This is a genomic window from Micromonospora sp. NPDC005171 (assembly GCF_040608575.1).
Classification (GTDB): Bacteria; Actinomycetota; Actinomycetes; order Mycobacteriales; family Micromonosporaceae; genus Micromonospora.
The window spans coordinates 1-25305 of record NZ_JBEXIM010000051.1; the positions used below are offsets into that span (position 1 = coordinate 1).

Sequence of the window (25305 nt, forward strand, 5' to 3'; positions counted from 1 at the left end):
CTGAACTGGGCCACCCCCGGTGAGAAAATGACCCAGCTCCTCGGTGTTGCAACCACCGGTTGAGCCCGCCAGAAAACGGAAACTGTCCAAGATCTGCATGCACTCGGGGTATCACCGGTCAGCCAGTTGGCCCCCGGCCGACCCCAACGAACAGTCTTGGGAGCCGGCGGGCGGCAGCGGAAACAGCCCTCCGATTCAGGCGCCCACGCAGCCCCGGGCGGGCGACGTCGCGTCGTGGATCAGCGGACGGTGACGGTGACCGTGTGCCAGCCGGTGGCGCCGTCCGGGACGACGTCCTGCGTACGCTCAGTTTGGGTTTCGCCGGTCGCGTCCGTCGCGCGGACCTGGAGCCGGTGTTCGCCCGGTGTGGCGTCCCAGCGCCAGGACCACTGCACCCAGGTGTCCACCGAGACGGCCGGGGCCAGCGCGGCTTCCTGCCACTGGCCGTCGTCGACGCGTACCTCGACTCGGCGGATGCCCCGGTGCTGTGCCCAGGCCACCCCGGCGACGGTTACCGGCCCGGCGGTCAGCCGGTTGCGCCTCCGGGGCGCGTCGATCCGCGACTGGGTCTTGATCGGCCCCTGGGCGGACCAGCCGCGCGGCACCCAGTACGCGTCGAAGTCGGCGAACCGGGTCAACTCCAGTTCGGTCACCCACTTGCAGGCCGACACGTAGCCGTAGAGGCCCGGCACCACCATCCGGACCGGGAAGCCGTGCTCAACCGGCAGCGGCTCACCGTTCATCCCGACGGCCAGCAGCGCGTCCCGTCCGTCGCGCAGCGCGGCGGTGGGGGTGCCGCAGGTCCAGCCGTCGACCGACCGCCCGACGACCTGGTCGGCGTCGTCGTCCGGCTCGACCTCGTCGAGCAGTTCCCGCAGGGGTACGCCGAGCCAGCGGGCGTTGCCGATCAGGTCCCCACCCACCTCGTTGGAGACGCAGGCCAGCGTGACGTACCGCTCGACCAGCGGTCGCGCCAGCAGGTCGGCGTAGCTGTAGGTGCGTTCCCTGCCGACCCGCCCGTGGATCCGCAGCCGCCAGGTGTCCGGGTCGACCTGGGGCACCACCAGCGCGGTGTCGATCCGGTAGAACCCGAAGTTCGGGGTGACGTACGGCGCGAGTTGGGCCAGGGAGAGGTCCGCGCCGGCCGGCACGGCCGGTGCGGGGGCGACCGGGGCGGGCAGGCGGATCGCGTCGCGGGCTGCGGAGACGCCGCGCCGACCCGCCAGCCAGCGCCCGCCGAGACCGGCGACCACCGCCGTGCCGAGCAGTATTCCGCTGCCGGTGAGGAAGCGCCGCCGCGAGTCCGGGTCCACTTCGGCAGGCCCGGCCGCCGCCGTCGGCCCGGCGGGAGTAACCGGCCCGGACGAAGACAGCGGGTCGCTGGTCGACACCGGGCCAGCGGTCGGGGTGGGTGGCGACCAGGACCAGGGGTTCAGCTCGAACGGTCCGGCGATGAACAACCAGAGCACCAGGGCACCGAGACCGGCGCCGACCAGGGACGGCAGCGCGTCGGCGAGGTCGGCGCCGGAACGGGTCAACGCGGCGGCCACGCCGATGGCGCCGAACGCGGCGATGCCGGCCAGGCCGAGTGCCAGCCGGCGGACCGCCAGTACGCCGAAGAGCGCGGCGAAGCCTCCCAGCAACACGGCCGTGCCGACCAGCAGCGCGATCTTGTCGGCGGTGCCGAAGAGGTCGATGGCGAACTGCTTCAGCGACTCGGGGACGGCGTCGACGATGACCCCGCCGACCGCGACCAGTGGCGCCGAGCGGGGGCCGGTCAACACCGCGACCGGTTCGGCGATCCCGATCGCGACGGCGGCGGCGGTGATTCCGGCCAACGCGGCGTATCGCCGTGACGTGGTGCTCATCGGCCCAGTGTGCGCGATCATCTCGCCCGGTCGCCAACAACGTCAGCGTTCGGTAATGACCTACCAACCTACAGAACGAACCGGGGCACACCGCCATATGGCGGTGTGCCCCGGAACGAGTGTCGCTACCGGGTCAGAAGCCCGGGCCGTGCTGGTGGCCGTGGCCGTGCCCGCCGGCGGCGGCCGGCTCGGCCTGCTCCGGCTTCTCCACCACGAGGCTCTCCGTGGTGAGCAGCAGACCGGCGATCGAGGCGGCGTTGGTGACCGCGTTGCGGGTCACCTTCACCGGGTCGATGATGCCGGCCTTGACCAGGTCGACGTACTCGCCCTTGGCGGCGTCGAGGCCGTTGCCCCACTTGAGGTCAGCGACCTTCTGGGTCACGACGTAGCCGTCGTGACCGGCGTTCTGGGCGATCCAGCGCAGCGGCTCGACGAGCGCCTTGCGTACGACCGAGACGCCGACCTTCTCGTCACCGGTGAAGCCCAGGTCGTCGTCGAGCACCGAGAGGATCTGCACCAGGGCGGCGCCGCCGCCGGGCACAGTGCCCTCCTCGACCGCGGCCTTGGTCGCCGCGATGGCGTCCTCGATGCGGTGCTTGCGCTCCTTCATCTCGACTTCGGTCGCCGCGCCGGCCTTGATGACGGCGATGCCACCGGAGAGCTTCGCCAGCCGCTCGGCCAGCTTCTCCCGGTCCCAGTCGGAGTCCGAAGCCTCGATCTCCTTGCGGATCTGGGACACCCGGTCGGCGACGTCGGCCTTCTGGCCACCGCCGTCGACGATCGTGGTGTTCTCCTTGTCGACCACGACGCGCCGAGCGGTGCCAAGCACCTCCAGGCCGACCTGGTCGAGCTTGTAGCCCAGCTCCGGGGCGACCAGCTCGGCGCCCGTGGAGATCGCGATGTCCTGGAGCATCGCCTTGCGCCGGTCACCGAAGCCCGGGGCCTTGACCGCGCAGACCTTGAGGGTCTTGCGCAGCGAGTTGACCACCAGGGTGGAGAGCGCCTGGCCGTCCACGTCCTCGGCGATGATCAGGAGGGGCTTGCTGTTCTGCAGGACCTTCTCCAGCAGCGGCAGCAGCTCCTCGATCGCCGAGATCTTCTGGGTGGTGACCAGGATGTACGCGTCCTCGAGGACGGACTCCTGGCTCTCCAGGTCGGTGACGAAGTTCGGCGAGATGAAGCCCTTGTCGAACTGGAGACCCTCGGTCACGTCCAGTTCGGTGGTGAGCATCGAGCCTTCCTCGACGGTGATGACACCGTCGCGGCCGACGCGCTCCATCGCCTCGGCGATCAGGTCGCCGATCGTGGAGTCCTGCGCGGAGATCGTCGCCACGTTCGCGATCGACTCCTTGCTGGTGACCTCGGCGGCACGGCCGAGCAGCGCCTCGGAGACCTTGGTGGCCGCCGCGTCGATGCCCCGCTTGAGCCCGGCCGGGTTGGTCCCGGCGGTCACGTTGCGCAGACCCTCGCGAACCATCGCCTGGGCCAGCACGGTCGCGGTGGTGGTCCCGTCGCCGGCGACGTCGTTGGTCTTGGTCGCCACCTCCTTGACCAGCTGCGCGCCAAGGTTCTCGTACGGGTTGGTGAGCTCGATCTCCTTGGCGATGGTCACACCATCGTTGGTGATCGTCGGCGCACCGAATTTCTTGTCCAGGACGACGTTGCGCCCGCGCGGGCCGAGGGTGACCTTGACCGCGTCCGCGAGGGCGTTGACACCGTGCTCCAGCAGGTGCCGGGCGTCGTCCGAGAAGCTCAGGATCTTCGCCATTAATGTCCCTTCGAAGCGCCATTGCCCCGGCCCGGCGAGCCGGACCGGGGCAGTGGCACTGATCGGTTGCTTACTTCTCGATGACCGCGAGGACGTCGCGGGCGGAGAGCACCAGGTACTCCTCGCCGGCGTACTTGACCTCGGTGCCGCCGTACTTCGAGTAGAGGACGGTGTCGCCGACCTGGACGTCAACCGGAACCCGGTTGCCGTTGTCGTCGACGCGCCCCGGGCCCACAGCGAGGACGGTGCCCTCCTGCGGCTTCTCCTTGGCGGTGTCGGGGATCACGATGCCCGACGCCGTGGTGGTCTCAGCCTCGTTCGCCTGGACCACGATGCGGTCCTCGAGCGGCTTGATCGCAACCTTGGTCGCGGTAGTCACGGGCATACCCTCCTGGGGTACTGGTTTCGTTGCTGGCCAGCGGGGCTGACCAGCGTCAATCTGCCTCATGCCACCGGGCGGTGCCGTCGTCGCGGGTGCCGGTCCGCCTGGCGTGCGCACCCGGGTCGCGAGACCCGGAAGCTGGCACCCTCAGGGTGAGAGTGCTAATCGCAGGTTATTCCGTGGCTAGCACTCCGTCAAGGAGAGTGCCAGCGCGTCGCGCCCCGCCAGCCAGTATTTTCGGGTCGGCCGGGACAATGGCCGGGTGGATCTCGATCAGCTCGCGGCGCTGCGTACCCCTGAGGGGTCGGCCGCGCTCACGGCGGCGGCCGGGCTGGCCGGCGGTGATCCACTGGTCGCGGCGTCGGCGCTGCGCGCGGCCGGGGTGCCGCCGACGTTGGCCGCGGCGGCGCTCACCCAGGCCGAGCTGCGCCACCGGGCGGTCGGCAAGTTCGGCTCGGCCGCCGCTGGGATGTTCCTCACCCGCCCCGGCCTGGAGCAGGCCACCCGCCGGGTGGTCGCCGACCGACGGGCCGCCCGGTTGTCCGCGGCCGGCGTGCGCACACTGGCCGATCTCGGGTGCGGGCTCGGGGCCGACGCGCTGGCCGCCGCCCGCGCCGGCATCCGGGTGTACGGGGTGGAGGCCGACCCGGTGACCGCGGCCATGGCCGCCGCCAACGCCGAGGCGGCCGGCCTGGCCGAGCTGTTCACCGTCGAGTGCGGCGACGCGACCGGGTTCGACGTGTCAGGGGTCGACGGGGTCTTCTGCGATCCGGCCCGCCGCGCCACCGGCACCGGGCGGCGGATCTTCGACCCGCGCGCCTACTCGCCGCCGTGGGACTTCGTCACGGGGCTGGCGGAGCGGGTGCCGCGCACCGTGGTGAAGGTGGCGCCGGGCCTGGACCACGCGCTCATTCCGGCCGGCGCGGAGGCCGAGTGGGTCGGTGTGGACGGCGACCTGGTCGAGGCCGCGCTCTGGTGCGGTGAGCTGGCGGAGGTGCCCCGCCGCGCCACCCTCTACCGCCAGCGGGGCGCCGAGACCCACCGCCACCAGCTCACCGGCTCAGGTGCCGCCGAGGCGCCGGTCGGGGTGCCGCGCCGCTACCTGTACGACCCGGATCCGGCGGTGGTCCGCGCGCACCTCGTGGCCGAGCTGGCCACCGAACTGGACGCCACCCTGGGCGATCCGAGCATCGCCTACCTCTACGCCGACCAGCCGATCCCCACCCCGTTCGCGCGCTGTCTGGAGATCACCGACGTGTTGCCGTTCTCGCTCAAGCGCCTGCGGGCACTGCTGCGCGACCGTCGGGTGGGCCGCGTGGAGATCCTCAAGCGGGGTTCGGCACTCACCCCGGAGCAGCTCCGGCGGGACCTGCGGCTGGCCGGGGACGCGGCGGCGAGTCTGGTGCTCACCCGGGTCGACGGCGCACCGACGGTGCTGATCGGTCGGCCGGTCGACTAGCGTCGCTGCGGCCGGCCGGTGGACCCGCGTCGCCTCCGCCGCCCGGTGGACCAGCGTCGCCTCGGCCGGCCGGTGGACTAGCCTCGTCGCTGTGGCGGGACAGGGCACGCCGGCAACGGCACTGTTGGTCAAGCGCGGCATCGCGCATCGCACCCATCCCTACCAGGTGGCCCCGGACGCCCCGAACTACGGCGCGTTGGTCGCGGTGGCCCTCGGCGTGGCACCGGAGCGCGTGTTCAAGTCGCTGGTGACCGCTGTCGACGGCGCGCTCACCGTGGCGGTCGTTCCGGTCACCGGCGAGCTGGATCTCAAGGCCCTCGCGGCGGCGGGCGGCGGCAAGCGGGCGGCGTTGGCCGATCGGGCGGTCGCCGAGCGGGCCACCGGTTACGTACGCGGTGGGATCAGCCCGCTCGGGCAGCGTCGACGGTTGCCCACCGTGCTGGACGAGTCCGCGCTGGATCTCCCGACGATCTTCGTCTCGGCTGGTCGGCGCGGCCTGCAACTCGAACTGGCCGCGGCGGATCTGGTGGCGCTGACCGACGCCCGCACCGCGCCGTTGCAGACCCGCTGACGGTCCTCGTTACGTCGACTCCCCGTGGGATACCCGGGGAGTAACAGTCGCGTTGCTGAATTGTTATCGCTACCAACAAACTATGCACCTGCGCGGTCTTGTGGATCCGGTGTGACGCGAAATACGTTGCCGGACACAACAAAACAACACCTCCCCCACCTCCGAAAGGACCCTGCACATGCGTAAGGGGATCCTCACCATCGCCGCCGTGGGCCTGCTCACGACCGGCGGCTTGACCGCCTGCAGCGATGACTCCGGCTCCGGCTCGGCCGACTCCGCCAAGACCCCCAAGATCGGCGTGATCCTCCCGGACAGCAAGTCCTCGGCCCGCTGGGAGACCGCGGACCGCCGGTTCCTGGAGGAGGCGTTCAAGACTGCGGGCGTCCAGTACGACATCCAGAACGCTCAGAACGACAAGACCGCCTTCCAGACCATCGCCGACCAGATGATCACCGGCGGCGTCACCGCCCTGATGATCGTCAACCTGGACTCCGGCACCGGCAAGGCCGTACTCGACAAGGCCAAGTCGCAGGGCGTCGCCACCATCGACTACGACCGGCTCACCCTCGGCGGCTCGGCCCAGTACTACGTCAGCTTCGACAACGAGACCGTCGGCAAGCTCCAGGGCGAGGGTCTGTCGAAGTGCCTGACCGAGAAGGGCGCCAAGAACCCCGTCGTGGCGTACCTGAACGGCTCCCCCACCGACAACAACGCCACCCTCTTCAAGGCCGGCTACGACTCGGTGCTCAAGCCGAAGTTCGACGCCAAGGAGTACGTCAAGGGCCCTGAGGACGCGGTGCCCGCGTGGGACAACGCGCAGGCCGCGACGATCTTCGAGCAGCAGCTCACCAAGGCCAACGGCAAGATCGACGGCGTGCTGGCCGCCAACGACGGTCTCGGCAACGCGGCCATCTCGATCCTGAAGAAGAACAAGCTCAACGGCAAGGTGCCGGTGACCGGGCAGGACGCCAGCACCGAGGGCCTGCAGAACATCCTCGCCGGCGACCAGTGCATGACCGTCTACAAGGCGGTCCGGGAAGAGGCCAAGGCCGCCTCCGACCTGGCCATCGCCCTCGCCAAGGGCGAGAAGAAGGACACCGGCCAGACGGTCAAGGACGGTGACCGGGACGTTCCCTCGGTGCTGCTCACGCCAAAGGCCATCTACAAGGAGAGCGTCAAGGACGTCATCGCCGACGGCTATGTGACCAAGGAAGAGGTCTGCACCGCGGCGTACGCCAAGTTCTGCGCCGAAGCCGGCATCAGCTGACCGACGCCGCAGTACCCGCCGGAACGACCATCGCCGCCCGGCACGGGAGCACCCTCCCGTGCCGGGCGGCGCCCGCCGGACGGGCCCCGACCCTCCCTTAAGAAGGAGACCCCCGTGTCCGCGACCCCCCTGCTGGAACTCCGCGGGATCGACAAGAGCTTCGGTCCCGTCCAGGTGCTCCGCGACGTCGCCCTGACCGTCCACCCGGGCGAAGTGACCGCACTGGTCGGCGACAACGGCGCCGGCAAGTCGACCCTGGTGAAGTGCATCAGCGGCATCCACCCCACCGACGCTGGCGAATTCCTGTTCAACGGTGAACCGGTGCACATCGGCAGCCCCCGCGACGCCGCCACGCTCGGCATCGAGGTCGTCTACCAGGACCTCGCGCTCTGCGACAACCTGGACATCGTGCAGAACATGTTCCTCGGCCGGGAGAAGCGCAGCGGCATCGTCCTGGACGAGCCGACCATGGAACAGCTCGCCGCCGAAACGCTGGCGGGGCTCTCCATCCGCACCGTCACCTCACTGCGCCAGCACGTCTCCAGCCTCTCCGGTGGCCAGCGCCAGACCGTGGCCATCGCCAAGGCGGTGCTGTGGAACAGCAAGCTCGTCATCCTGGACGAGCCGACCGCCGCGCTCGGCGTGGCACAGACCGCCCAGGTGCTCGAACTGGTCCGCCGCCTCGCCGACAACGGCCTGGCCGTGGTGCTCATCTCGCACAACATGAACGACGTCTTTGCCGTCTCCGACCGGATCGCCGCGCTGTACCTCGGCCAGATGGTCGCCCAGGTGAAGACCACCGACATCACCCACGCCCAGGTGGTCGAGCTGATCACCGCCGGGCGCTCGGGCGGGCTCGGCCTCGCCACCGACCCGGGCAGCAACGGCGACGGCCCGCAGCCGGCCGACTCGATCTCAGGAGGCGTCCGATGACCACCACCGCCGTGCGGAAGGACGGCCCCGCGGCCGTCACACCGGCGCCGACCGTCGGAGGCCACGTCCGCAACTACTTCAGTCGGGTACGCGGTGGCGACGTCGGCGCGCTACCGGCCGTGCTCGGGCTGATCGTGCTCTGCACCGTCTTCGCGATCATGCGGCCGTCGTCGTTCCTGTCGGCCGGCAACTTCGCCAACCTCTTCACCCAGGGCGCGGCGGTCACGCTGATCGCGATGGGCCTGGTCTTCGTGCTGCTGCTCGGCGAGATCGACCTCTCCGCAGGCTTCGCCAGCGGCGTCTGCGCCGCGGTGCTGGCCAATGTGGTCACCGTGCTCGGCTACCCGTGGTGGGTCGCCGTGCTCGCCGCAGTCGCCACCGGTGTGGTCATCGGCACCACGCTCGGCATGCTCGTCGCGAAGATCGGCATCCCGTCCTTCGTGGTCACCCTCGCCGGCTTCCTCGCCTTCCAGGGCGTCGTGTTGCTGCTCGTCAAGGAGGGCACCAACATCTCCGTCCGCGACGAGGTGCTGGTCGCCATCGCCAACCGCAACCTCGCCCCCACGCTGGGCTGGGCGCTGACCGCCCTCGCGGTCATCGGCTACGCGGCGGTGCAACTGCTGCGCCACCGCAACCGCGTGACCCGGGGTCTGATCACCGACCCGATCGCGGTGGTGGCCCTGCGGATCGCCGGCCTCGCCGTCATCCTCGGCACCGCCGTGTACGTGCTCAACCTGGAGCGCAGCCGCAACGTCCTCATCGTCTCGCTCAAGGGTGTGCCGATCGTGGTGCCGATCATCGCGGTGCTGCTCGTCATCTGGACCTTCGTGCTGCAACGCACCAGCTACGGCCGGCACATCTACGCCGTCGGCGGCAACCGGGAAGCCGCCCGCCGGGCCGGCATCGAAGTCGACCGGATCCGGATCTCCGTCTTCGTGATCTGCTCGTCCATGGCCGCCATCGGTGGCATCGTGGCGGCCAGCCGGGCCAACTCGGTCGACCCCAACACCGGGGGCAGTAACGTACTGCTCTACGCGGTCGGCGCAGCGGTGATCGGCGGCACCAGCCTCTTCGGTGGCAAGGGCCGCGTCCTCGACGCCGTACTCGGCGGCGCGGTGGTCGCGGTCATCGAAAACGGAATGGGCCTGATGGGGTACAGCGCGGGAGTCAAGTACGTGGTCACCGGCGTCGTACTGCTGCTCGCCGCCAGCGTCGACGCGCTCTCCCGCCGCCGCGCGGCAGCCACCGGCACCCGCTGACCGCGGGAGGTAGCACCAGCATGCGCCCAGGACCAAGCCAGGATGACGTCCGACGGCAGAACCTCGGTGCCCTGCTGCGGCACGTGCACGTCCACGGGGCGACAACGCGTGCCGAACTGACCACCACGCTGGGCCTCAACCGCAGCACCATCGGCGCGCTCACCGCCGACCTGTCCGCAGTGGGGCTGGTCAGCGAGGGAGCACCGAAGGAGACCGGCCGGGCCGGACGACCGTCACTTGTCGTCCGGCCCGAGTCGACCCGGGTCTACGCGTACGCGTACTCAGTGGAGGTGGACCGGCTGCGCGCGGCCCGGATCGGGCTGGGTGGCGCGGTCCTGGACCGCCGGGACCTGGACCGGCCGCGTGGCCTGCTGGCCGCGGAGGCCGCGCCGCTGCTGGCCGGCGCCGTCAAGGAGATGCAGCAGCTGGTGCCGGCGGACGCGATCTGCGTCGGTGCCGGCGTCGCGGTCTGCGGCATGGTCCGCCGGGACGACGGCCTGGTCCGACTCGGCCCCACCACCGGTTGGGTGGACGAGCCGATCGGCGCGGCCCTCGCCGACGAGTTGGGCATCGACGTGCCGATCACCGTGGGCAACGTGGCAGACGTCGCCGCGTTCGCCGAGCACGCACGGGGTGTGGCGGCGGGGTGCGACAACGTCCTCTACCTGTACGGCGACGTCGGCGTGGGTGCCGGCATCATCGCCGGTGGGCGCCGACTGACCGGGCACGGCGGGTACGGCGGCGAGGTGGGCCACATGAAGGTGGTCCGCGACGGCAGACCCTGTGAGTGCGGCTCCCGGGGCTGCTGGGAGACCGAGATCGGCGAGCACGGCCTGCTGCGCGCGGCCGGACGCTCCGACGCCCGGGGCCGCGACGCGCTGCTGGCGGTCTTCGACGCCGCCGACCGGGGGGACGCCCGGGCCCAGACGGCGGTCCGCCAGGCCGGCGACTGGCTCGGCTTCGGGGTGGCCAACCTGGTGAACGTCTTCAACCCCGAGATGGTCATCTTCGGCGGGACCATGCGCGACCTGTACCTCGCGGCGGCGGCCCAGATCCGCAGCCGGCTCAACTCCAACGCGCTCGGCGCCTGCCTGGAGCACGTCCGGCTGCGCACACCGAAACTGGGCGAGGACGCGCCCCTGATCGGCGCCGCCGAGCTGGCCTTCGAACGGCTCCTCGCCGACCCCCTCGACGTGGGTTGATCCGCGTACGCTGTCCGGCGTGGATGTCGAGCTGCGCGCCTCCGACGACGACCGCAACCGGGTGGTCGCCGCGCTGCACCAGCACACCGCGGCGGGCCGGCTGACGCTCGACGAGTTCTCCGATCGGGCCGGTGCGGTGTGGACGGCACGCACCCTCGGTGACCTGGCGGCGTTGACCCGCGACCTACCGGCCCTGCCCGACCCGATCGTCGACGCCGGCCCGCTCGGGCGCGGGCGTCAGGAGTTGCTGATGGTCTTCGCCGCCGCGGCGCTCACCCTGCTGCTGCTCGGCGGCCTGCTCGCCGTCACCCGCTGATCCGGGTCGCCCTGCGATGAACTGATCGCGCGATCAGTCCGTACCAGTGGGCGGACGGGCAACCGGCAGGACACGGCTGCCCGGTCCAGACGCGTTCGGTCCGGACCGAGGAGGCACCACAGACATGGCACCGCTCAGATCCCCCCATCGCCGACTGGGCACCCGGACCCACCGAGCGGCGATGCTGCTCATCGCGATCATCGCGGGGGTCGGTGTCCTGCCCGGCGTGGCCGTCGCCGCGCCCGCCGGTGGCGGCGGCCAGCAGCTGAACGCCGCCGACATGACGCTGCTCAACGGGGTGCGGCTGGCCGGGCTGTGGGAGATGCCAGCCGGCCAGATGGCCGCCGAGAAGGGACAGTCGGCGAAGGTCCGGGAGATCGGCGCCGGCATCGCCAGCGAGCACCAGAGGCTCGACCAGCTCGTGGTCGACGCGGCCAACAAGTTGGGCGCGACGATTCCCAGCGAGCCGACCGCCGAGCAGAAGGGCTGGCTGGCCGAGATGCAGAAGGCGTCCGGCGCTCGGTTCGACCAGATCTTCGTCACCCGGCTCCGGGTCGCCCACGGCAAGATCTTCCCGGTGATCGGCGCGGTCCGCGCCAGCACCCGGGACGCCACCGTCCGCAAGCTCTGCGAGGACGCCAACGGATTCGTCCAGCACCACATGCAGATGCTGGAGAGCACCGGCCTGGTCCGCTGGCCGGAGCTGCCGCCGGCAGCGCTGCCCGCCCCGGGTGAGGACGGGCTCCTGGCCGCCGCCTCCGCCAACTCCGGCCCGCAGGTCGGCGTCAGCAGCACTGTCGTCTGGCTGGTCTTCCTCGCCGCGCTGGGCACGGGCGGAATCGCCACCTACCGGATGTTGCGCCGCAGCTGACCAGTCAACTGGTGGCTCGCGTCAGCGGTCGACCTGGGTGAAGTCCCAGGAGTGCGGGGCGCGGGCCACCAGCAGGGCTGGCGGGTCCGGCAGTGGGCGCGGGCTGCTGCGCCACTTGGAGATGACCACCACACGGTGGTCGGTGGAGGAGAAGACCTCGCTGGAGACGTGCAGCGGGTCGTGTTCCAACTCGGGCAGGGCGGTGTCGCACACCCAGGTGATCAGGTCGGCGACTCCGTACGCCTCGGCGCGCGCCTCCCACATCCGCACGATCATGTCCGCCGCTCCCGTCACACGCTGACCGTGGTCAACGGCAGCGCCGAGTCGGCTGGCAGGTCCAGTCGACTGGGAGCGACCCCGGCGGCGACCAGGTGCGAACCGAGCGCGGCCACCATCGCACCGTTGTCGGTGCACAGCTTCGGTCGGGGCACCCGGACCCGGATGCCGTACTTCTCGGCCCGCTGCTCGGCCAGCGCCCGCAACCGCGAGTTCGCCGCCACTCCCCCGCCGATGACCAGGGTCTCGATGCCCTGCGCGCGGCAGGCGGCGAGCGCCTTGCTGGTCAGCACGTCACAGACCGCCTCCTGGAAGGACGCGGCCACATCGGCCACCGGCACCGGCTCACCGGCACGCTGACGGGCCTCGACCCACCGGGCCACCGCCGTCTTCAGGCCGGAGAACGAAAAGTCGTACCGGTGGGCGGCGAGATCCTTCGCGGCGGTCAGACCGCGGGGGAACGCGATCGAGGCGGCATCGCCGGCCCGGGCCTCCCGGTCGATGGGCGGACCGCCCGGGAACGGCAACCCGAGCAGCCGGGCGACCTTGTCGAACGCCTCCCCGGCCGCGTCGTCGATGGTGGCGCCCAGCGGGGTGACACCCCGGGCCAGGTCGTCGACGAGCAGGAGGGACGAGTGGCCGCCGGACACCAGGAGCGCGATGGCGGGTTCGGGCAGCGGGCCGTGCTCAAGGGTGTCCACCGCGACGTGGGCGGCGAGGTGGTTGACGCCGTAGACAGGTTTCTCGGCGGCGAGCGCGTACCCCTTGGCGGCAGCGACGCCGACCAGCAACGCGCCGGCCAGCCCCGGCCCGGAGGTGACAGCGATCGCGTCGATGTCGGCAAGCGTGACGCCGGCCTCGGTGAGTGCCCGGTCCATGGTCGGCACGATGGCCTCCAGGTGTGCCCGGCTGGCCACCTCCGGCACCACACCCCCGAACCGGGCGTGTTCCTCGACGCTGGAGGCGAGCGCGTCGGCCAGCAGCGTGTGCCCCCGCACGATGCCGACACCGGTCTCGTCGCAGGAGGTCTCGATCCCCAGGATCAGTGGTTCGTCAGCCATGGTCGTGTGGTCCGTCCCCGGTCGGCTCGGCGTCGCGCCGCATGACCAGCGCGTCGGTGTTGCTCGGTTGGTAGTAGCCGCGCCGCACCCCGATCGGCTCGAACCCGTACGTCGCGTAGAGCCGCTGGGCTGCGGCGTTGTCCACGGCGACCTCCAGCAGGGTGCTGCGGGCGTCGCGCCGGACCGCCTCGGCGAGCAGTTCCTCCAGCAGTGCGCGGCCTACGCCGCGCCGCTGGGCGTCCCGGCGGACGGCGATGTTCTGCACCCACACCTCGTCCGGCGGAACGCCCGCGAGTCCGGCGTAGCCGAGCACCGCACCGTCCGCGTCGACGGCGATCCGGTAGTGGTGCCCGTTGGCGAGCTCGCTCCAGAACATGGCCGGCGACCACTTCTCAGCGCCGAAGAGGTCCGCCTCGATCGGCAGCACGTCGTCGATGTGCCACCAACGGAACGGTTCGAGCCGTACCGCCGTCATGGCAGGACCGGTTTGCGGCCGGTCGCCGCCACCGCGTCGGGGCGGCGCAGGTAGAGCGGGGTGAGCCGCTCACTGGGCTCGCCCGCCCGGATCCGCTCGGCGGCGAGCAGCGCCAGCACTGTCGCGTCCGGATAGCGCGGCTCGACCCGAACGGGCAGGTCAAGGACCTCGGCGTACCGGTGCGCCCCGTCACCGACCGCGATCGTCGCGCCCAGTTCGCGGGCGCGCGCGGCGGCGACCGCCGGTGCGGACACCTCAGGCCCGACGATCCGCTGGCCGGCGCCGTCGTAGACGGCCCAGTAGAGCTCCTTACGCCGGGCATCGCTTGCGGCCAGGACCGGCGCGCCGGACGCCGCCGGGTAGCCGATGGCGTCCAGCGAACAGACGCCGTACGTGGGGATGCCGAGCACCTGACCCATTGTCGCGGCGGTGACCAGGCCGACCCGCAGCCCGGTGAACGGCCCCGGGCCGAGCCCGGCGACGATGGCGGTCAGGTCACGTGGGCGCGCGTCGGCGTCGGCGAGGGCCGCATCCACCTGGGGCGCGAGCAGCTCACCGTGCGCGCGGGCGTCGACCGTGCACCGGTGCGCCCGCGACGCCACGCCGTCTGCCGAGACCTCCACCAGAGCCGCGGTGACCGCGGGGGTCGAGCTGTCCACCACGAGTACGAGCACGGTAAGCCAGCCTAGCCGCCCCGCCCCGCGCCCCCGTCACGCCCCGCCCTGCCCCGCCTCGCGCCGCCTCGTCCCGACCTCGCCCCACCCGCCCCGCCGCAGGCTGTCCTGCCGCCGTAGCCCTGCGGGCGGCCGGGCCCACCGCCTAGCCTCGGACGAACGCTGGAGCCACAATCGCTGATGAGCCTGATGTCTGTGAGTCATCGTGATGACTCACAGACATCACGCTCATTGGGGTAAGGCCCGCCAGGTCGTGCGCTCGGCGATCTCGGACGCGGATCGCGCCGCGAGCCGCCGACCTGCCGCAGCGGGATCGCGGGAATCTCGCCCGTGGTCCACCATGCCGGGGTGTCATCGACTCGCCTTGTCACAGTGCTCGGCGCTGCCGTGCGGCATCAACGACATCTGCGCGACCTGAGCCAGCGTCAGTTGGCCGCGCTGGCCGAGGTCGACCAGGCCGCGGTGGCCCGGTTCGAACGTGGTGAGCGAGCGCCTACCATCCCGGTGCTGGAGCGACTGTTCGCCGCGATGGACGTGCAATTGGTCATCGGGGTCGAGCCGTTGGACGCGCACCTCGACGCCCGAATCGACGGCTTGGCCGCCCGGCCGATCGCCGAGCGGATCGAGGGCTAGGGCTGGATCGGCTGCTGGACCGACTGACCGACTTCCCGCAGGTGATCACCGGTTGCACCGCGGCGTTGCTACAGGGCGCACCGGTGCCGGTCGACGCGCTGGAGATCGCCCTGCGCTGGCAGGACGCCAAGCTGTTCACCCGCTGGTTGGAGACGAACTACGGCCAACGGTGGAACGCCCGCTGGGGTGAGTTCGGCGGGGTATGGCTGGAGCCCGAGGAGCCGGGCGAACACCTGTGGTCGACCCGGTACGGGGAGATCAGGGCCACCATGTGCGACGAACTGCCCGAGACGATCGAGGTGTGCCACGGCGGGCGGAGTTACCAGGTGGTGCCGCTCATCGAGCTGGAGCTGAGCGAGCCGCGCGCTGCCGAATTGCTCCGCCGCTACCGGGACCGGCAGTTGGCCAGCGACGGCTGAGCCAACTGCCGGTGTTGGGTCAGCCGGCGGTGCGCTCCCAGTCGATGGTGGGCAGGCCGGCGTCGGCTAGTGCCTTGTTGGCGGCGCTGAACGGGCGGCTGCCGAGGAAGCCGCGCGGGTTCATCGGGCTGGGGTGGCCCGCCTCCAGCACCACGTGCTGCGGATTGGTGACCAGTGCGGCCTTCTTCCGGGCGTAGCCACCCCAGAGCAGGAAGACCACCCGGTCGGGTGCCGCGTCCAGTGCCCGGATGGTGGCGTCGGTGAACTCTTCCCAGCCGGCGTTGGCGTGCGAGCCCGGGGTCGCCTGACGGACGGTCAGCACCGCGTTGAGCAGCAGCACACCCTGGGCGGCCCACCCGTCGAGGTTGCCGCTGCGCGGCTTGGGCACGCCCACGTCCTCGCCCAACTCCTTGAAGACGTTGCGCAGCGACGGGGGCACCGACACACCGTCGCGGACGCTGAAGCTCAACCCGTGTGCCTGCCCGGCCCGGTGGTAAGGATCCTGCCCGAGGATGAGCACCCGGGTGCCCTGCGGCGGGCAGAGCCGGTATGCCGAGAACAGGTCCTCCAGCGGCGGGAAGACGGTCTGCGTCGCGTATTCCCGGGCGACGAACTCGCCCAGCGCGGCGGTGCGTGCCGGGTCGAGGTGCGGGGTGAGCACGGCACGCCACTGCTCCGGCAGGTGGGCCAGCAGATCCAGGGCGGGAGCGTCGTCGGGCATCAGAAACCTCTCACAGCGCGGGTCGGTCCCCCGCACTCTAGGCATCGGGTACGACAGCCGCCGACCTAGCCCAGGTCGGCGAGCCGCCGGGCCCAGTCACCGCCGATCGGGTCCAGCTCGACGATGCGGGTGTCGTCGTCGCGGCGGTCGATGCGCACCCGCAGGTGCGCGTCCACCAACTGCTCCACCAGGCCCTCGCCCCACTCCACCACCGTCACCGAGTCGTCGACCGACGCGTCGAGGTCCAGGTCGTCGATCTCGGCGCGCGGGTCGGTGGCGTCACCCAACCGGTACGCGTCGGCGTGCACCAGCGCCACCCGGCCGCCCCGGGCGGGGTCGGGGCGGTGCACCCGGGCGATCACGAAGGTCGGCGAGGTGATGTCACCGAGGACACCGAGCCCGGCGCCGATGCCCTGGGTGAGCGCGGTCTTGCCGGCGCCCAGCGGGCCGGTCAACAGCACCAGGTCGCCGGCGCGCAGCAGCCCGGCCAACCGCCTGCCGAAGTCCCGAGTGTCCTCGACGGTCGGCAGCTTGACGACGTGACTCACCGTTCCTCCACGCTCTGCAATGACTCCAGGAACCGCGCCAGCGCGGCGTTGACCTCGTCCGCGTGCTCCAACATCACCACGTGACCGCTGTCCTTGATCTTCACGAACTCGGCGTGCGGCAACCGGCGGACGATCTCCTCGGAGTGGGTCACCGGAGTGATCATGTCCTTGTCGCCGACCACCACCAGCACCGGAGTCGCCGCCAGCGCCGCCAGCGCCGGGAAGCGCGAGTGGGTGGCCAGGGTCCGCAGGTAGCGGGTCACCGTGTCGGCCGACGTCCGGGAGTTCATCGTCTCCACGTAGGACACCAGCGACGGGCTGGGCTTGCGGGTGCCGAAGCCGTACTTGCGGGTCAGCAGCCAGGCCACGTTCGACGTGGACTTGCGGGCCTTGTCGATCACCGGCCCGCCGTAGCGGGTGGCGTTGCTGACCATGTAGAGCACCGGGCCACCGACCCGGCCGAGCAGCGCGGGCGCGACCAGCTTGGTCTCCGCGATGAGCCCGCCCGACGTGGCCATCAGAACGGTGCCCACCACCCGGTCACCGAACAGCTCTCCGAACAGCTCGGCGAACGCCATGATGGTCATGCCGCCCATCGAGTGGCCGACCAGCACCAGCGGCCCGTCCGGGGCGGTCCGGTCGATCACCTGGCGCAACGTCCGGCCGAGCACCGTGAGGTCGTACTCCCCGGTCTCCAGCCGGCCGGACCGGCCGTGACCGGGCTGGTCGTACGCCACGATCCGGTAGTCACCGCGAGCGGCGAGCATCTGCCGCTGGAAGTGGAACGTCCCCATGTCCAGACAGAAGCCGTGCACCAGCACCACCGTCGGGCGCCCCGGCACCGGCCGGGTCGGCTCGACCACCTCGACGTGGATGTCCGTGCCGTCCGGCAACTCCAGGCGGAACGCCTCGTCGTACCGCTGCTGGTCGAACGTCTCGTGCGCGTAGCGGTCGGCCGGGTCGGCCTTGAGCCGACGGACCAGGGTCCGTTCGGTCGCGACCCCGGCCGCCAGACCCGCCGCGGCCACCCCCACCGCCGCGCCGACGATCCCCGCGACCCGGCCCGCGGCCGTCCGCGGACGCGGAATGCGGTAACTCATGGTTTCTCGCCGTCGTAGACCCGGGGCACCCGCGTGCCGCCGAACCGGGTGACGATCTCGTAGTTGATCGTGCCGACCGCCTCGGCCCAGTCGTCAGCGGTCGGCTCGCCGTCGGCACCGCTGCCGAAGAGCGTCGCCACGTCGCCGTCGGCCACCGGGTCGTCACCGCAGTCGAGCACGAACTGGTCCATGCAGACCCGCCCCGAGATGGTCCGGCGTACGCCGCCGAGCTGCACCGGGCCGGTGTTGGACGCGTGCCGGGGCACCCCGTCGGCGTAGCCGAGCGGCACCACGGCCAGGTTCGCGTCGGTTTCTGTGGTGTAGGCGTGCCCGTAGGAGATGCCGGTGCCGGCGGGCACCCGTTTGGTGAGCATCACCCGGGCGCGGGCGGTCATCGCCGGCCGCAACCCGTACGTCTCGCCGGCCACCGGCGAGAGCCCGTAGATGGCCAGGCCGGGGCGGACCAGGTCGAAGTGGGTGTCCGGGCGGGTGAGGGTGGCGGCAGAGTTGGCGAGGTGCCGCCAGCGCGGTCGCAGCCCGGCCCGCTCGACCATGGACAGCCCCTCGTGGAAGACGGCCAGTTGGCGGTCGGTGGTGGGGTGGCCGGGCGAGTCCGCGTACACGAAGTGGCTCCACACGCCGACCACCTCGACCAGGCCGTCGGCCTGCGCCTTCACGGCGGCGTCCAGCAGCGCGGGCCAGTCGGCGACGGTCGCGCCGCCCCGGGACAACCCCGTATCGATCTTGAGGTGCAGGCGGGCGGGACGCCCGGCGAGGCGACCCGCCTCGATCATCTCGTCCAGCTGCGCCAGGCTGGCCGTGCCCAGGTCCACCCCGGCGCTGACCCCCTCGTGCAGCGGCAACCCGGGCGCGAGCAACCAGGCCAGCACCGGCACTGTCACCCCGGCACGGCGCAGGGTGAGCGCCTCGTCGAGGGTGCAGACGCCGAGCCAGTCCGCCCCGGCGTCGAGCGCCGCGCGGGCGGCCGGAAGCATGCCGTGGCCGTACCCGTCGGCCTTCACCACCGCCATCAACTCGGCGGTGGTGCCGGAGCGGAGCCTGCTCACGTTCTCGCGGATGGCGTCAAGATCGACGCGTACCTCGGCCTGCCACATGCGCCCAGCCTACTTTCCGCCGTGATCACCGCGGGCGGCGACGCACGTCCCGGCGCGGCGATCCGGTCACCGCACCCGGAACCGCCCGGTTCAGCCCAGCCGGGCCAACACCGGACGCAACGCGGTCGCCACGTCGGGCGCGGTCACCGGCCCACCCCGGGCCGCCTCCCGCCCGGCGAGCCCATGCAGGTACGCGGCCGAGGCGGCGGCCCGATCGGCGGGCACCCCGGCCGCCAACAGCGAGCCGAGCAGCCCGGCCAACACGTCGCCGGTGCCGCCGGTGGCCAGCGCCGGGGTGCCGGTCGGGTTGACGTACGCCCGACCGTCCGGCGTGCCGATCACCGTGCGGTCGCCCTTGAGCAGCACCACCGCGTTCATCCACGCGGCCAGCCGCAGCGCGGCGCCGACCCGGTCGGCACCCGGCTCCTCCCCGCAGAGACGGGTGAACTCCCGGTCGTGCGGGGTGACCACGATGGGCGCGTCCCGACCCCGCAACCGGTCGGCGAGCGAGCCGTCCACCAGCAGGGTCAGGGCGTCGGCGTCGAGCACCACCGGCACCGGGGCGGCCAGTACGGCCCGCAGTTCGGCCGCCGCGTCGGCGCCGGTGCCCAGCCCGGAGCCGCAGACCCAGGTCTGCACCCGACCCGCGTCGGCGACCCGCTCGCTCGCGATCACCGAGGGGTGCTGGTGCAGCACCTCGGCGCGGGCGCTGCCGGCGTAGCGGACCAGGCCGGTCGGCCCGGCCAGGGCGCCGCCCACGGAGAGCACCGCCGCGCCGGGGTAGGTCGCCGACCCGGTCGCCACCCCCACCACGCCCCGCGTGTACTTCTCCGACGACGGGCCCAGCTCGGGCCACCAGTCGACCAGGTCGGACCACTCGGTGACCCGCAGCGCCGGGGTGCCACGCAGCCACGGCCGCAGCCCGATGTCGACAAGCTCGACCTGCCCGGCCAGCACGGCGGCCGGGCCGACCACCAGGGCGGGCTTCAGCGCGCCGAAGGCCACCGTCACGTCGGCGCGGACCGCGGTGGGCCGGCCGGACGCGGACAGCGGCACGTGGCCGGTGTCGACAGCGACCCCGCTGGGCACGTCGACCGCCAGCACTGTGGCCCGCTCCCCGTCGCGTCCGCGCAGCTCGTCGAGGCGCTGGACCATCCCGTCCGCGTTGGCCCGTAGCCCGCCGGTGCCACCGATGCCGACGATGCCGTCGAGCACCAGGTCGACAGGGCCGGCCGGACCCGACACCAGCCGACCGCCGGCGGCCCGTAGCGCGGCCAGGCCGGCGGCGTGCGCCCGCCCGGGGCTGAGCAACATGGCGGACACCTGGACACCCCGGCGGGCCAGCCGCTCGCCCGCGTACAGCGCGTCGCCGCCGTTGTCACCGGAGCCGACCAGCAGCAGCACCCGGCCCCCGTAGACGCCGCCCCGCTCGGCGAGCACGAGCGCGGCGCGGCGGGCCAGGCCGGCGGCGGCCCGCTGCATCAGCGTCCCCTCCGGCAGCGTGCCCATCAACCCCGCCTCGGCCGCCCGTACGTCGGCCACCCGCCACACCGCTCTCATGCCACCGTGTCCCATCCCGTTCGCGGGTGGGCCCGACCGGCCCGCCCGGCCGACGTCATCGTTCCGCGACCACCATCGCCGACGCGATCCCGCCGTCGTGCGACAACGAGAGATGCCAGTGGTTGACCCCACGCGCGTCGGCCACCGCCGCGACCGTGCCGGAGACGGCCAGCCAGGGGCGGCCGTCCGGGTCGGGCACGATCTCGCAGTCGTGCCAGCTCAGCCCGGCCGGAGCGCCGAGCGCCTTGGCCACCGCCTCCTTGGCGGCGAACCGGGCGGCGAGCGACTCGGGTGAGCGCGGGTTGCCGGTGCGGGTGTGCCGCTCGGCCTCGGTGAAGAGCCGGTCGGCGAGCAGCGGCGTCCGGGCCAGGGCCCGGGCGAACCGGTCGACCAGGACGACGTCGATGCCGACAGCGACGATCACCACATCACCCTACCGGCGGTCGGGGTCGCAGATTAGCCGTCGGGCTCGCGCTGGGCAACGCCTGTGGACACCCCCGGGGTACGCCTCGACGCCGGCTGTCCACAGGGCACCGCGCGACCTCCGGTACGCGCCTAGCGTCAGCGCGTCGATGCCGATCGTCCACGGGGGTGTGGTCATGACCGACGAGCCGTTCACCGTCCGGCTGCAGGAGTTGCGGGCGGTCGCCGTCCTGCTCGACGACGAGGCGCGCCGGTTGGCGTTGGGCCTCGCCGGGCTGCCCGGGCTGGTGGTGGCGGCACCCGAGTGGCGAGCTGGCGCGGCCCTGGCCGGGTTGGAGGCGGCCGGGCACGCCTGGTTCTGCCGGCTGGGCGCCCAGGTCGCGTCGGCCTCCGGCGGGGTCCGGGCTGCGGCCGAGGCGTACGAGACGGTGGACGACCGGGCCGCCGACCGCTTCGCCACCCTGCCCCGGTGAGCGGCGTCGGCTACCGGCAGCTGTGGGCTGTCGATCCGGACGGGTGGCGGGCCGCCGGGGCGGCGTGGGCGGGGTTGATCGGGCCACTGAATCGGCGCGTCGGTGAGCTGCGCGCGGCAGGCGGGCGGTTGCGCGGCGGTTGGTCGGGTGCGGCAGCCACGGCGGCGGACACCCGGCTCGCCGGTCTTCGGGACGAGCTGGCCTCGGTCGCACCAGCGCTGATCGAGGTCGACCAGGTGCTGGCCGAGTTGGCCGGCCGGCTGACGGTGCAGAAGGCACGGCTCACCGAGGCGGTAGCCCAGGCCGAGGCGGCCGGCCTACTGGTGGACCGCTCAGGCGGGGTGCGGGTCGATCCCGTCCGGGTTCGACCCACCGACCGGGCCGGGGTGGCGGCGGCAGCGGTGGCAGCGGCTGGGGTGGCCGCGGCCCTGCGGGCCGCGCTCGACGGGGCAGCCGCCGCGGACCGGGTCGCCGCCGACCGGTTGGCTGAGCTGGCGAGGGCTGCCGGCACCGGCTGGGCGTCCCCGCCGCCGCCGGGTCGACCGGCCCCCGGTGCCGCGCCCGCGCTGGTCAGCGCCTGGTGGTCCGGGTTGACCCCGGCACAGCGACGGTGGCTGATCGGGCGCGAGCCGGCAGTGGTCGGCGGGTTGGACGGGGTGCCGGTGGCCGCCCGAGACCAGGCCAACCGGTTACGGCTCGACGCCTGGCGTGCGGAGCTGCTGGCCGAGCGGCGACGGTTGCTGGCCCGGGTGCCGCCGGGGCCACTCGCGACTGTCCGGCTGCGTGGGGTGGTCGGACGGTTGGCCGGCCTGGACGCGTTGGTCGGGCGGTTGACGGGCGACGGGGCGCCGCGGGCGTACCTGCTCGGGTTGGATCCGGCCGGTGAGGGCCGGGTGGTGGTGGCGCTCGGCGACCCCGACCACGCCGACCGGGTGTTGACCTACGTGCCGGGGATGACCGCCGGCCTGGACGACGCCCCCGGCGAGCTGGGCAGGGCGGCCCGGGTGCTGGACCGGTGCGCGGCGCTCGCCCCGGGTGAGCGCAGCGCTGCGGTGCTCTGGTTGGACTACGACGCTCCGGATCTCCTGACCGAGGCCGCCTCGGCGGGTCAGGCCCGCGACGCCGGCCCGGCGTTGCATCGCTTCCAGGAGGGGTTGCGGGCCACCCACGAGGGGCCGCCGGCCCGGCAGACGGTGCTCGGGCACAGCTACGGGTCGCTGGTGGTGGGGGTGGCCGCCCGGGAGCACGGGCTCGCCGCGGACGCGCTGGTCTTCGTCGGCTCACCCGGTGTCGGCGCGTCGCACGCCGCCGAGCTGGGCGTGCCACCCGGGCAGGTCTGGGCGAGCAGCGCCCCCGACGACGTGATCCGGGCGGCCCAGTCACCGGACGAGCTGGCCCGACGGGTCCTGCTGCGTACGGCTCCGTTGGCCGCCGTGCTGGGCTGGCCGGGTCAGACCGGGCACGAGCTGTGGTTCGGGCACGACCCGTCCGATCCCGGGTTCGGCGGTCGGGTCTTCGGCAGTGGACGAGGTGGGCACACCGGTTACTGGGACCCGGGCAATCCCGCGCTGGACGGGATGGCCCGGGTCGTGCTGGGCCGCTGAGGCCTACTCGACGGTGACCGACTTGGCCAGGTTGCGGGGCTGGTCCACGTCGTGCCCCCGGGCGGCGGCGATCTCGGCGGCAAGCACCTGCAACGGCACAGTGGTGACGAGCGGCGCCAGCAGGGTGGGCGTACGCGGCACGTAGATCAGGTGGTCGGCGTAGCGGACGACCGCCTCGTCACCCTCCTCCGCGATGACGATGGTCCGCGCGCCACGAGCCCGGACCTCCTGGATGTTGGAGACGACCTTGTCGTGCAGCATGCCCCGACCGATCGGCGAGGGCACCACGCAGATCACCGGGGTGCCCTTGTCGATCAGGGCGATCGGGCCGTGCTTGAGTTCACCGGCGGCGAAGCCCTCGGCGTGCATGTACGCCAGTTCCTTGAGCTTCAGCGCGCCCTCCAGGGCCACCGGGTAGCCGACGTGCCGGCCGATGAAGAGCACTGTCGGCTCGGACTTCAGGTCCCGGGCCAGCTCGCGGACGGGCTCGATCCGGTCGAGCAGCTCACGCAGCTTGCCGGGAATCTCCTGCAACTGCGCGACCACCGCGCCCACCTCGTCGGCGAACTTGATCCCGCGCACCTGGGCCAGGTGCAGGCCGATCAGATAGCAGGCGACGACCTGGGTGAGGAACGCCTTGGTGGAGGCGACGGCGATCTCCGGCCCGCCGTGGGTGTAGAGCACCGCGTCGGACTCGCGGGGGATGGTCGAGCCGTTGGTGTTGCAGATCGCCAGCACCCGGGCTTTCTGGTCCTTGGCGTGGCGCAGCGCCATCAGGGTGTCCATCGTCTCGCCGGACTGCGAGATGACCACGATCAGCGTGGACCTGTCGAGGACCGGGTCGCGGTAGCGGAACTCGCTGGCCAGCTCCACCTCGCAGGGGATCCGGGTCCAGTGCTCGATGGCGTACTTGGCGACCATGCCGGCGTGGTACGCCGTGCCGCAGGCCACGATGAAGATCTTGTCGACGTCGCGCAGGTCCTGGTCGCTGAGGCGGACCTCGTCGAGGGCGATCTCGCCGCTCTCGGTGAGCCGGCCCAGCAGTGTGTCGGCGATGGCCTGCGGCTGCTCCTCGATCTCCTTGAGCATGAACCAGTCGTAGCCGCCCTTCTCGGCGGCCGAGGAGTCCCAGTCGATGTGGAAGTCCTTGCCGGCGGCGGGCTGGCCCTCGAAGTCGGTGATCTCGATGCTGTCCCCGGTGATCAGCACGATCTGGTCCTGGCCCAGCTCGACCGCTTCCCGGGTGTGTTCGATGAACGCGGCCACGTCGCTGGCCAGGTAGTTTTCCCCGTCGCCGCGGCCGACCACGAGCGGCGAGTTGCGCCGGGCGCCGACGACCGCGCCGGGCACGGCGGCGTCCACGGCGAGCAGGGTGAACGCGCCCTCCAGCCGCTGGCAGACCACGCGCATGCCGGCGGCGAGCAGTTGCGGGCTGTCCGGCTGGCCGGCGGCGCGCAGGTCGGCCAGCGCGGCGGCGAGCAGGTGCGCGGCGCACTCGGTGTCGGTGTCGCTGGTGAACTGGACGCCTTCGGCCTCCAGCTCGGCGCGGAGCTTGGCGAAGTTCTCGATGATGCCGTTGTGGATCACCGCGACCCGCCCGTCGGGGGCGACGTGTGGATGGGCGTTGCGGTCGGTCGGGCCGCCGTGGGTGGCCCACCGGGTGTGCCCGATGCCGGTGGTGCCGTCACCGATGCCGATCGGGCTGGCCGCGCAGGAGGTCGGGTCGTCGGCGGCCCGCTCGGACAGCACCTTCTCCAGGTTGGCCAGCTTGCCGGCTTTCTTCTCGGTCAGCAGCTGGTCGGCGCAGACGATCGCGACGCCTGCCGAGTCGTAGCCGCGGTATTCCAGCCGCCGCAGCCCGTCGAGGACGATGCCGAGTGCGGGGCGCGCGCCCGCGTATCCCACGATTCCACACATGGCCCGCAGCCTAACCCAGTTTCACTCATGATGGGTGCTCGAAAGTCGGGTTATCAATCACGGAATCTGAGCGATCGGTGGTTGGAGGGCCGCAACCGGACGAGCTTCGCGGCCCACTTCCCGGTCCGCCGGGGTGACGGGGTTGCGGCACGCCTTCGGGTACGACAGTCTCTCGGCGGGTTCGGCGCGCCCCCGTGCCTCGGCTCGTTCGTTCCCATACCCACTCCCGCCCGGAGCAGCCATGTCCGACGCGCCCCCGCCCGAGTCATCCCCCTCTCCCCCGCCGGACCCGTCAGTCGGCGGCGCGTCTGGGGCGTCAGCCGAGCAGTCCTCGCCGGGTGCGGGCTCTCCAGCAGCGGATCCGACGGCACCGCCCTCGGCCGCGTTCCCGGCACCCGACCCGCTGGCCC

At 72.3% G+C, this 25305-nt stretch carries 26 protein-coding genes; 12 read left to right on the forward strand and 14 right to left on the reverse strand.

Annotated elements, in window-relative coordinates:
* Nucleotides 1–239 precede the first annotated feature (239 nt).
* The 3 genes from ABZU74_RS31235 to groES all read right to left on the reverse strand — a co-directional run bounded on the left by ABZU74_RS31235 (nucleotide 240) and on the right by groES (nucleotide 4021).
* A complete protein-coding gene (locus ABZU74_RS31235; RefSeq protein WP_355431471.1) occupies nucleotides 240–1868 on the reverse strand; it encodes a molybdopterin-dependent oxidoreductase in 1629 nt (542 codons plus the stop codon).
* Between the two features lie 133 nt (nucleotides 1869–2001).
* Nucleotides 2002–3636, reverse strand: coding sequence for a chaperonin GroEL (gene groL / locus ABZU74_RS31240; protein ID WP_355431474.1), 1635 nt, complete (start codon nucleotides 3634–3636; stop codon nucleotides 2002–2004).
* A gap of 70 nt (nucleotides 3637–3706) precedes the next feature.
* The gene (gene groES, locus ABZU74_RS31245; protein ID WP_030330046.1) at nucleotides 3707–4021 is read right to left on the reverse strand and encodes a co-chaperone GroES; all 315 of its coding nucleotides are present in this window, start codon (nucleotides 4019–4021) and stop codon (nucleotides 3707–3709) included.
* A 259-nt stretch (nucleotides 4022–4280) separates the two neighbouring features.
* Here groES and ABZU74_RS31250 point away from each other — a divergent pair, with 259 nt between their 5' ends.
* From ABZU74_RS31250 to ABZU74_RS31285, 8 genes are all read left to right on the forward strand, one after another.
* Nucleotides 4281–5477, forward strand: a complete 1197-nt coding sequence (locus ABZU74_RS31250) for a methyltransferase domain-containing protein (RefSeq protein ID WP_355431477.1) — start codon at nucleotides 4281–4283, stop codon at nucleotides 5475–5477.
* A 91-nt stretch (nucleotides 5478–5568) separates the two neighbouring features.
* On the forward strand, nucleotides 5569–6048 hold the full coding sequence (ybaK, locus tag ABZU74_RS31255) for a Cys-tRNA(Pro) deacylase (RefSeq protein WP_355431480.1): 480 nt from the start codon (nucleotides 5569–5571) through the stop codon (nucleotides 6046–6048).
* Between the two features lie 178 nt (nucleotides 6049–6226).
* A complete protein-coding gene (locus ABZU74_RS31260; protein ID WP_355431482.1) occupies nucleotides 6227–7315 on the forward strand; it encodes a substrate-binding domain-containing protein in 1089 nt (362 codons plus the stop codon).
* 114 nt (nucleotides 7316–7429) lie between these two features.
* A complete protein-coding gene (locus ABZU74_RS31265; protein ID WP_196919761.1) occupies nucleotides 7430–8248 on the forward strand; it encodes an ATP-binding cassette domain-containing protein in 819 nt (272 codons plus the stop codon).
* A complete protein-coding gene (locus tag ABZU74_RS31270) occupies nucleotides 8245–9507 on the forward strand; it encodes an ABC transporter permease (RefSeq protein WP_355431485.1) in 1263 nt (420 codons plus the stop codon). The genes ABZU74_RS31265 and ABZU74_RS31270 overlap by 4 nt, the downstream gene beginning before the upstream one ends.
* A gap of 20 nt (nucleotides 9508–9527) precedes the next feature.
* Nucleotides 9528–10709, forward strand: a complete 1182-nt coding sequence (locus tag ABZU74_RS31275; protein WP_355431488.1) for an ROK family protein — start codon at nucleotides 9528–9530, stop codon at nucleotides 10707–10709.
* 19 nt (nucleotides 10710–10728) lie between these two features.
* On the forward strand, nucleotides 10729–11025 hold the full coding sequence (locus ABZU74_RS31280) for a DUF1707 domain-containing protein (protein ID WP_355431491.1): 297 nt from the start codon (nucleotides 10729–10731) through the stop codon (nucleotides 11023–11025).
* Between the two features lie 124 nt (nucleotides 11026–11149).
* Complete coding sequence (locus tag ABZU74_RS31285) at nucleotides 11150–11896, forward strand: DUF4142 domain-containing protein (RefSeq protein WP_355431493.1); 747 nt, start codon at nucleotides 11150–11152, stop codon at nucleotides 11894–11896.
* 21 nt (nucleotides 11897–11917) lie between these two features.
* Here the strand turns inward: ABZU74_RS31285 and ABZU74_RS31290 are convergent, their stop codons facing one another.
* Genes ABZU74_RS31290 through tsaB form a run of 4 tightly spaced genes read right to left on the reverse strand, consistent with a single transcriptional unit; the run spans nucleotide 11918 to nucleotide 14382 of the window.
* Nucleotides 11918–12172: a hypothetical protein gene (locus ABZU74_RS31290; protein WP_039906914.1), complete on the reverse strand. Its 255-nt coding sequence runs from the start codon at nucleotides 12170–12172 to the stop codon at nucleotides 11918–11920.
* Nucleotides 12173–12186: 14 nt separating this feature from the next.
* The gene (gene tsaD, locus ABZU74_RS31295; RefSeq protein ID WP_203151478.1) at nucleotides 12187–13233 is read right to left on the reverse strand and encodes a tRNA (adenosine(37)-N6)-threonylcarbamoyltransferase complex transferase subunit TsaD; all 1047 of its coding nucleotides are present in this window, start codon (nucleotides 13231–13233) and stop codon (nucleotides 12187–12189) included.
* Nucleotides 13226–13708 (reverse strand): ribosomal protein S18-alanine N-acetyltransferase, encoded by a 483-nt coding sequence (gene rimI, locus ABZU74_RS31300; protein WP_355431497.1) that lies wholly within the window; start codon nucleotides 13706–13708, stop codon nucleotides 13226–13228. The genes tsaD and rimI overlap by 8 nt, the downstream gene beginning before the upstream one ends.
* Nucleotides 13705–14382: a tRNA (adenosine(37)-N6)-threonylcarbamoyltransferase complex dimerization subunit type 1 TsaB gene (tsaB, locus tag ABZU74_RS31305; protein ID WP_355431500.1), complete on the reverse strand. Its 678-nt coding sequence runs from the start codon at nucleotides 14380–14382 to the stop codon at nucleotides 13705–13707. Before tsaB ends, rimI begins: the two co-directional genes overlap by 4 nt.
* A gap of 348 nt (nucleotides 14383–14730) precedes the next feature.
* On the opposite strand from tsaB, the gene ABZU74_RS31310 reads away from it, so the two are divergent.
* A complete protein-coding gene (locus tag ABZU74_RS31310; RefSeq protein ID WP_355431502.1) occupies nucleotides 14731–15015 on the forward strand; it encodes a helix-turn-helix transcriptional regulator in 285 nt (94 codons plus the stop codon).
* A 41-nt stretch (nucleotides 15016–15056) separates the two neighbouring features.
* Nucleotides 15057–15434 (forward strand): hypothetical protein, encoded by a 378-nt coding sequence (locus ABZU74_RS31315; protein WP_355431504.1) that lies wholly within the window; start codon nucleotides 15057–15059, stop codon nucleotides 15432–15434.
* A 19-nt stretch (nucleotides 15435–15453) separates the two neighbouring features.
* Here the strand turns inward: ABZU74_RS31315 and ung are convergent, their stop codons facing one another.
* The 6 genes from ung to ABZU74_RS31345 form a co-directional block, all read right to left on the reverse strand.
* Nucleotides 15454–16155: a uracil-DNA glycosylase gene (gene ung / locus ABZU74_RS31320; RefSeq protein WP_355431506.1), complete on the reverse strand. Its 702-nt coding sequence runs from the start codon at nucleotides 16153–16155 to the stop codon at nucleotides 15454–15456.
* 65 nt (nucleotides 16156–16220) lie between these two features.
* Nucleotides 16221–16703 carry a tRNA (adenosine(37)-N6)-threonylcarbamoyltransferase complex ATPase subunit type 1 TsaE gene (gene tsaE, locus ABZU74_RS31325; protein WP_112584898.1) on the reverse strand — a complete coding sequence of 161 codons (483 nt, stop codon included), beginning with the start codon at nucleotides 16701–16703 and terminating at the stop codon, nucleotides 16221–16223.
* A complete protein-coding gene (locus ABZU74_RS31330; protein ID WP_355431510.1) occupies nucleotides 16700–17803 on the reverse strand; it encodes an alpha/beta hydrolase in 1104 nt (367 codons plus the stop codon). Before ABZU74_RS31330 ends, tsaE begins: the two co-directional genes overlap by 4 nt.
* On the reverse strand, nucleotides 17800–18918 hold the full coding sequence (alr, locus tag ABZU74_RS31335) for an alanine racemase (protein WP_355431513.1): 1119 nt from the start codon (nucleotides 18916–18918) through the stop codon (nucleotides 17800–17802). Before alr ends, ABZU74_RS31330 begins: the two co-directional genes overlap by 4 nt.
* A gap of 90 nt (nucleotides 18919–19008) precedes the next feature.
* The gene (locus ABZU74_RS31340; protein ID WP_355431516.1) at nucleotides 19009–20478 is read right to left on the reverse strand and encodes an NAD(P)H-hydrate dehydratase; all 1470 of its coding nucleotides are present in this window, start codon (nucleotides 20476–20478) and stop codon (nucleotides 19009–19011) included.
* Nucleotides 20479–20533: 55 nt separating this feature from the next.
* Nucleotides 20534–20902 carry a holo-ACP synthase gene (locus ABZU74_RS31345; RefSeq protein ID WP_355431519.1) on the reverse strand — a complete coding sequence of 123 codons (369 nt, stop codon included), beginning with the start codon at nucleotides 20900–20902 and terminating at the stop codon, nucleotides 20534–20536.
* A gap of 175 nt (nucleotides 20903–21077) precedes the next feature.
* On the opposite strand from ABZU74_RS31345, the gene ABZU74_RS31350 reads away from it, so the two are divergent.
* Together ABZU74_RS31350 and ABZU74_RS31355 are read left to right on the forward strand one after the other, a co-directional pair.
* On the forward strand, nucleotides 21078–21374 hold the full coding sequence (locus ABZU74_RS31350) for a hypothetical protein (RefSeq protein WP_355431522.1): 297 nt from the start codon (nucleotides 21078–21080) through the stop codon (nucleotides 21372–21374).
* The gene (locus ABZU74_RS31355; RefSeq protein ID WP_355431525.1) at nucleotides 21371–22978 is read left to right on the forward strand and encodes an alpha/beta hydrolase; all 1608 of its coding nucleotides are present in this window, start codon (nucleotides 21371–21373) and stop codon (nucleotides 22976–22978) included. Before ABZU74_RS31350 ends, ABZU74_RS31355 begins: the two co-directional genes overlap by 4 nt.
* A 3-nt stretch (nucleotides 22979–22981) precedes the next feature.
* Here ABZU74_RS31355 and glmS read toward each other — a convergent pair whose 3' ends face one another.
* Nucleotides 22982–24895 (reverse strand): glutamine--fructose-6-phosphate transaminase (isomerizing), encoded by a 1914-nt coding sequence (gene glmS / locus ABZU74_RS31360; RefSeq protein WP_355431528.1) that lies wholly within the window; start codon nucleotides 24893–24895, stop codon nucleotides 22982–22984.
* Nucleotides 24896–25305 lie beyond the last annotated feature (410 nt).

Bases quoted from the DNA above. Each gene is read 5' to 3' on its own strand.
- ABZU74_RS31235 (WP_355431471.1), bottom strand. From the start codon at position 1,868: ATGAGCACCACGTCACGGCGATACGCCGCGTTGGCCGGAATCACCGCC.
- groL (WP_355431474.1), bottom strand. From the start codon at position 3,636: ATGGCGAAGATCCTGAGCTTCTCGGACGACGCCCGGCACCTGCTGGAG.
- groES (WP_030330046.1), bottom strand. From the start codon at position 4,021: ATGCCCGTGACTACCGCGACCAAGGTTGCGATCAAGCCGCTCGAGGAC.
- ABZU74_RS31260 (WP_355431482.1), top strand. From the start codon at position 6,227: ATGCGTAAGGGGATCCTCACCATCGCCGCCGTGGGCCTGCTCACGACC.
- ABZU74_RS31270 (WP_355431485.1), top strand. From the start codon at position 8,245: ATGACCACCACCGCCGTGCGGAAGGACGGCCCCGCGGCCGTCACACCG.
- ABZU74_RS31275 (WP_355431488.1), top strand. From the start codon at position 9,528: ATGCGCCCAGGACCAAGCCAGGATGACGTCCGACGGCAGAACCTCGGT.
- ABZU74_RS31285 (WP_355431493.1), top strand. From the start codon at position 11,150: ATGGCACCGCTCAGATCCCCCCATCGCCGACTGGGCACCCGGACCCAC.
- ABZU74_RS31290 (WP_039906914.1), bottom strand. From the start codon at position 12,172: ATGATCGTGCGGATGTGGGAGGCGCGCGCCGAGGCGTACGGAGTCGCC.
- tsaD (WP_203151478.1), bottom strand. From the start codon at position 13,233: ATGGCTGACGAACCACTGATCCTGGGGATCGAGACCTCCTGCGACGAG.
- rimI (WP_355431497.1), bottom strand. From the start codon at position 13,708: ATGACGGCGGTACGGCTCGAACCGTTCCGTTGGTGGCACATCGACGAC.
- ung (WP_355431506.1), bottom strand. From the start codon at position 16,155: ATGCCCGACGACGCTCCCGCCCTGGATCTGCTGGCCCACCTGCCGGAG.
- ABZU74_RS31330 (WP_355431510.1), bottom strand. From the start codon at position 17,803: ATGAGTTACCGCATTCCGCGTCCGCGGACGGCCGCGGGCCGGGTCGCG.
- alr (WP_355431513.1), bottom strand. From the start codon at position 18,918: ATGTGGCAGGCCGAGGTACGCGTCGATCTTGACGCCATCCGCGAGAAC.
- ABZU74_RS31340 (WP_355431516.1), bottom strand. From the start codon at position 20,478: ATGAGAGCGGTGTGGCGGGTGGCCGACGTACGGGCGGCCGAGGCGGGG.
- ABZU74_RS31350 (WP_355431522.1), top strand. From the start codon at position 21,078: ATGACCGACGAGCCGTTCACCGTCCGGCTGCAGGAGTTGCGGGCGGTC.
- glmS (WP_355431528.1), bottom strand. From the start codon at position 24,895: ATGTGTGGAATCGTGGGATACGCGGGCGCGCGCCCCGCACTCGGCATC.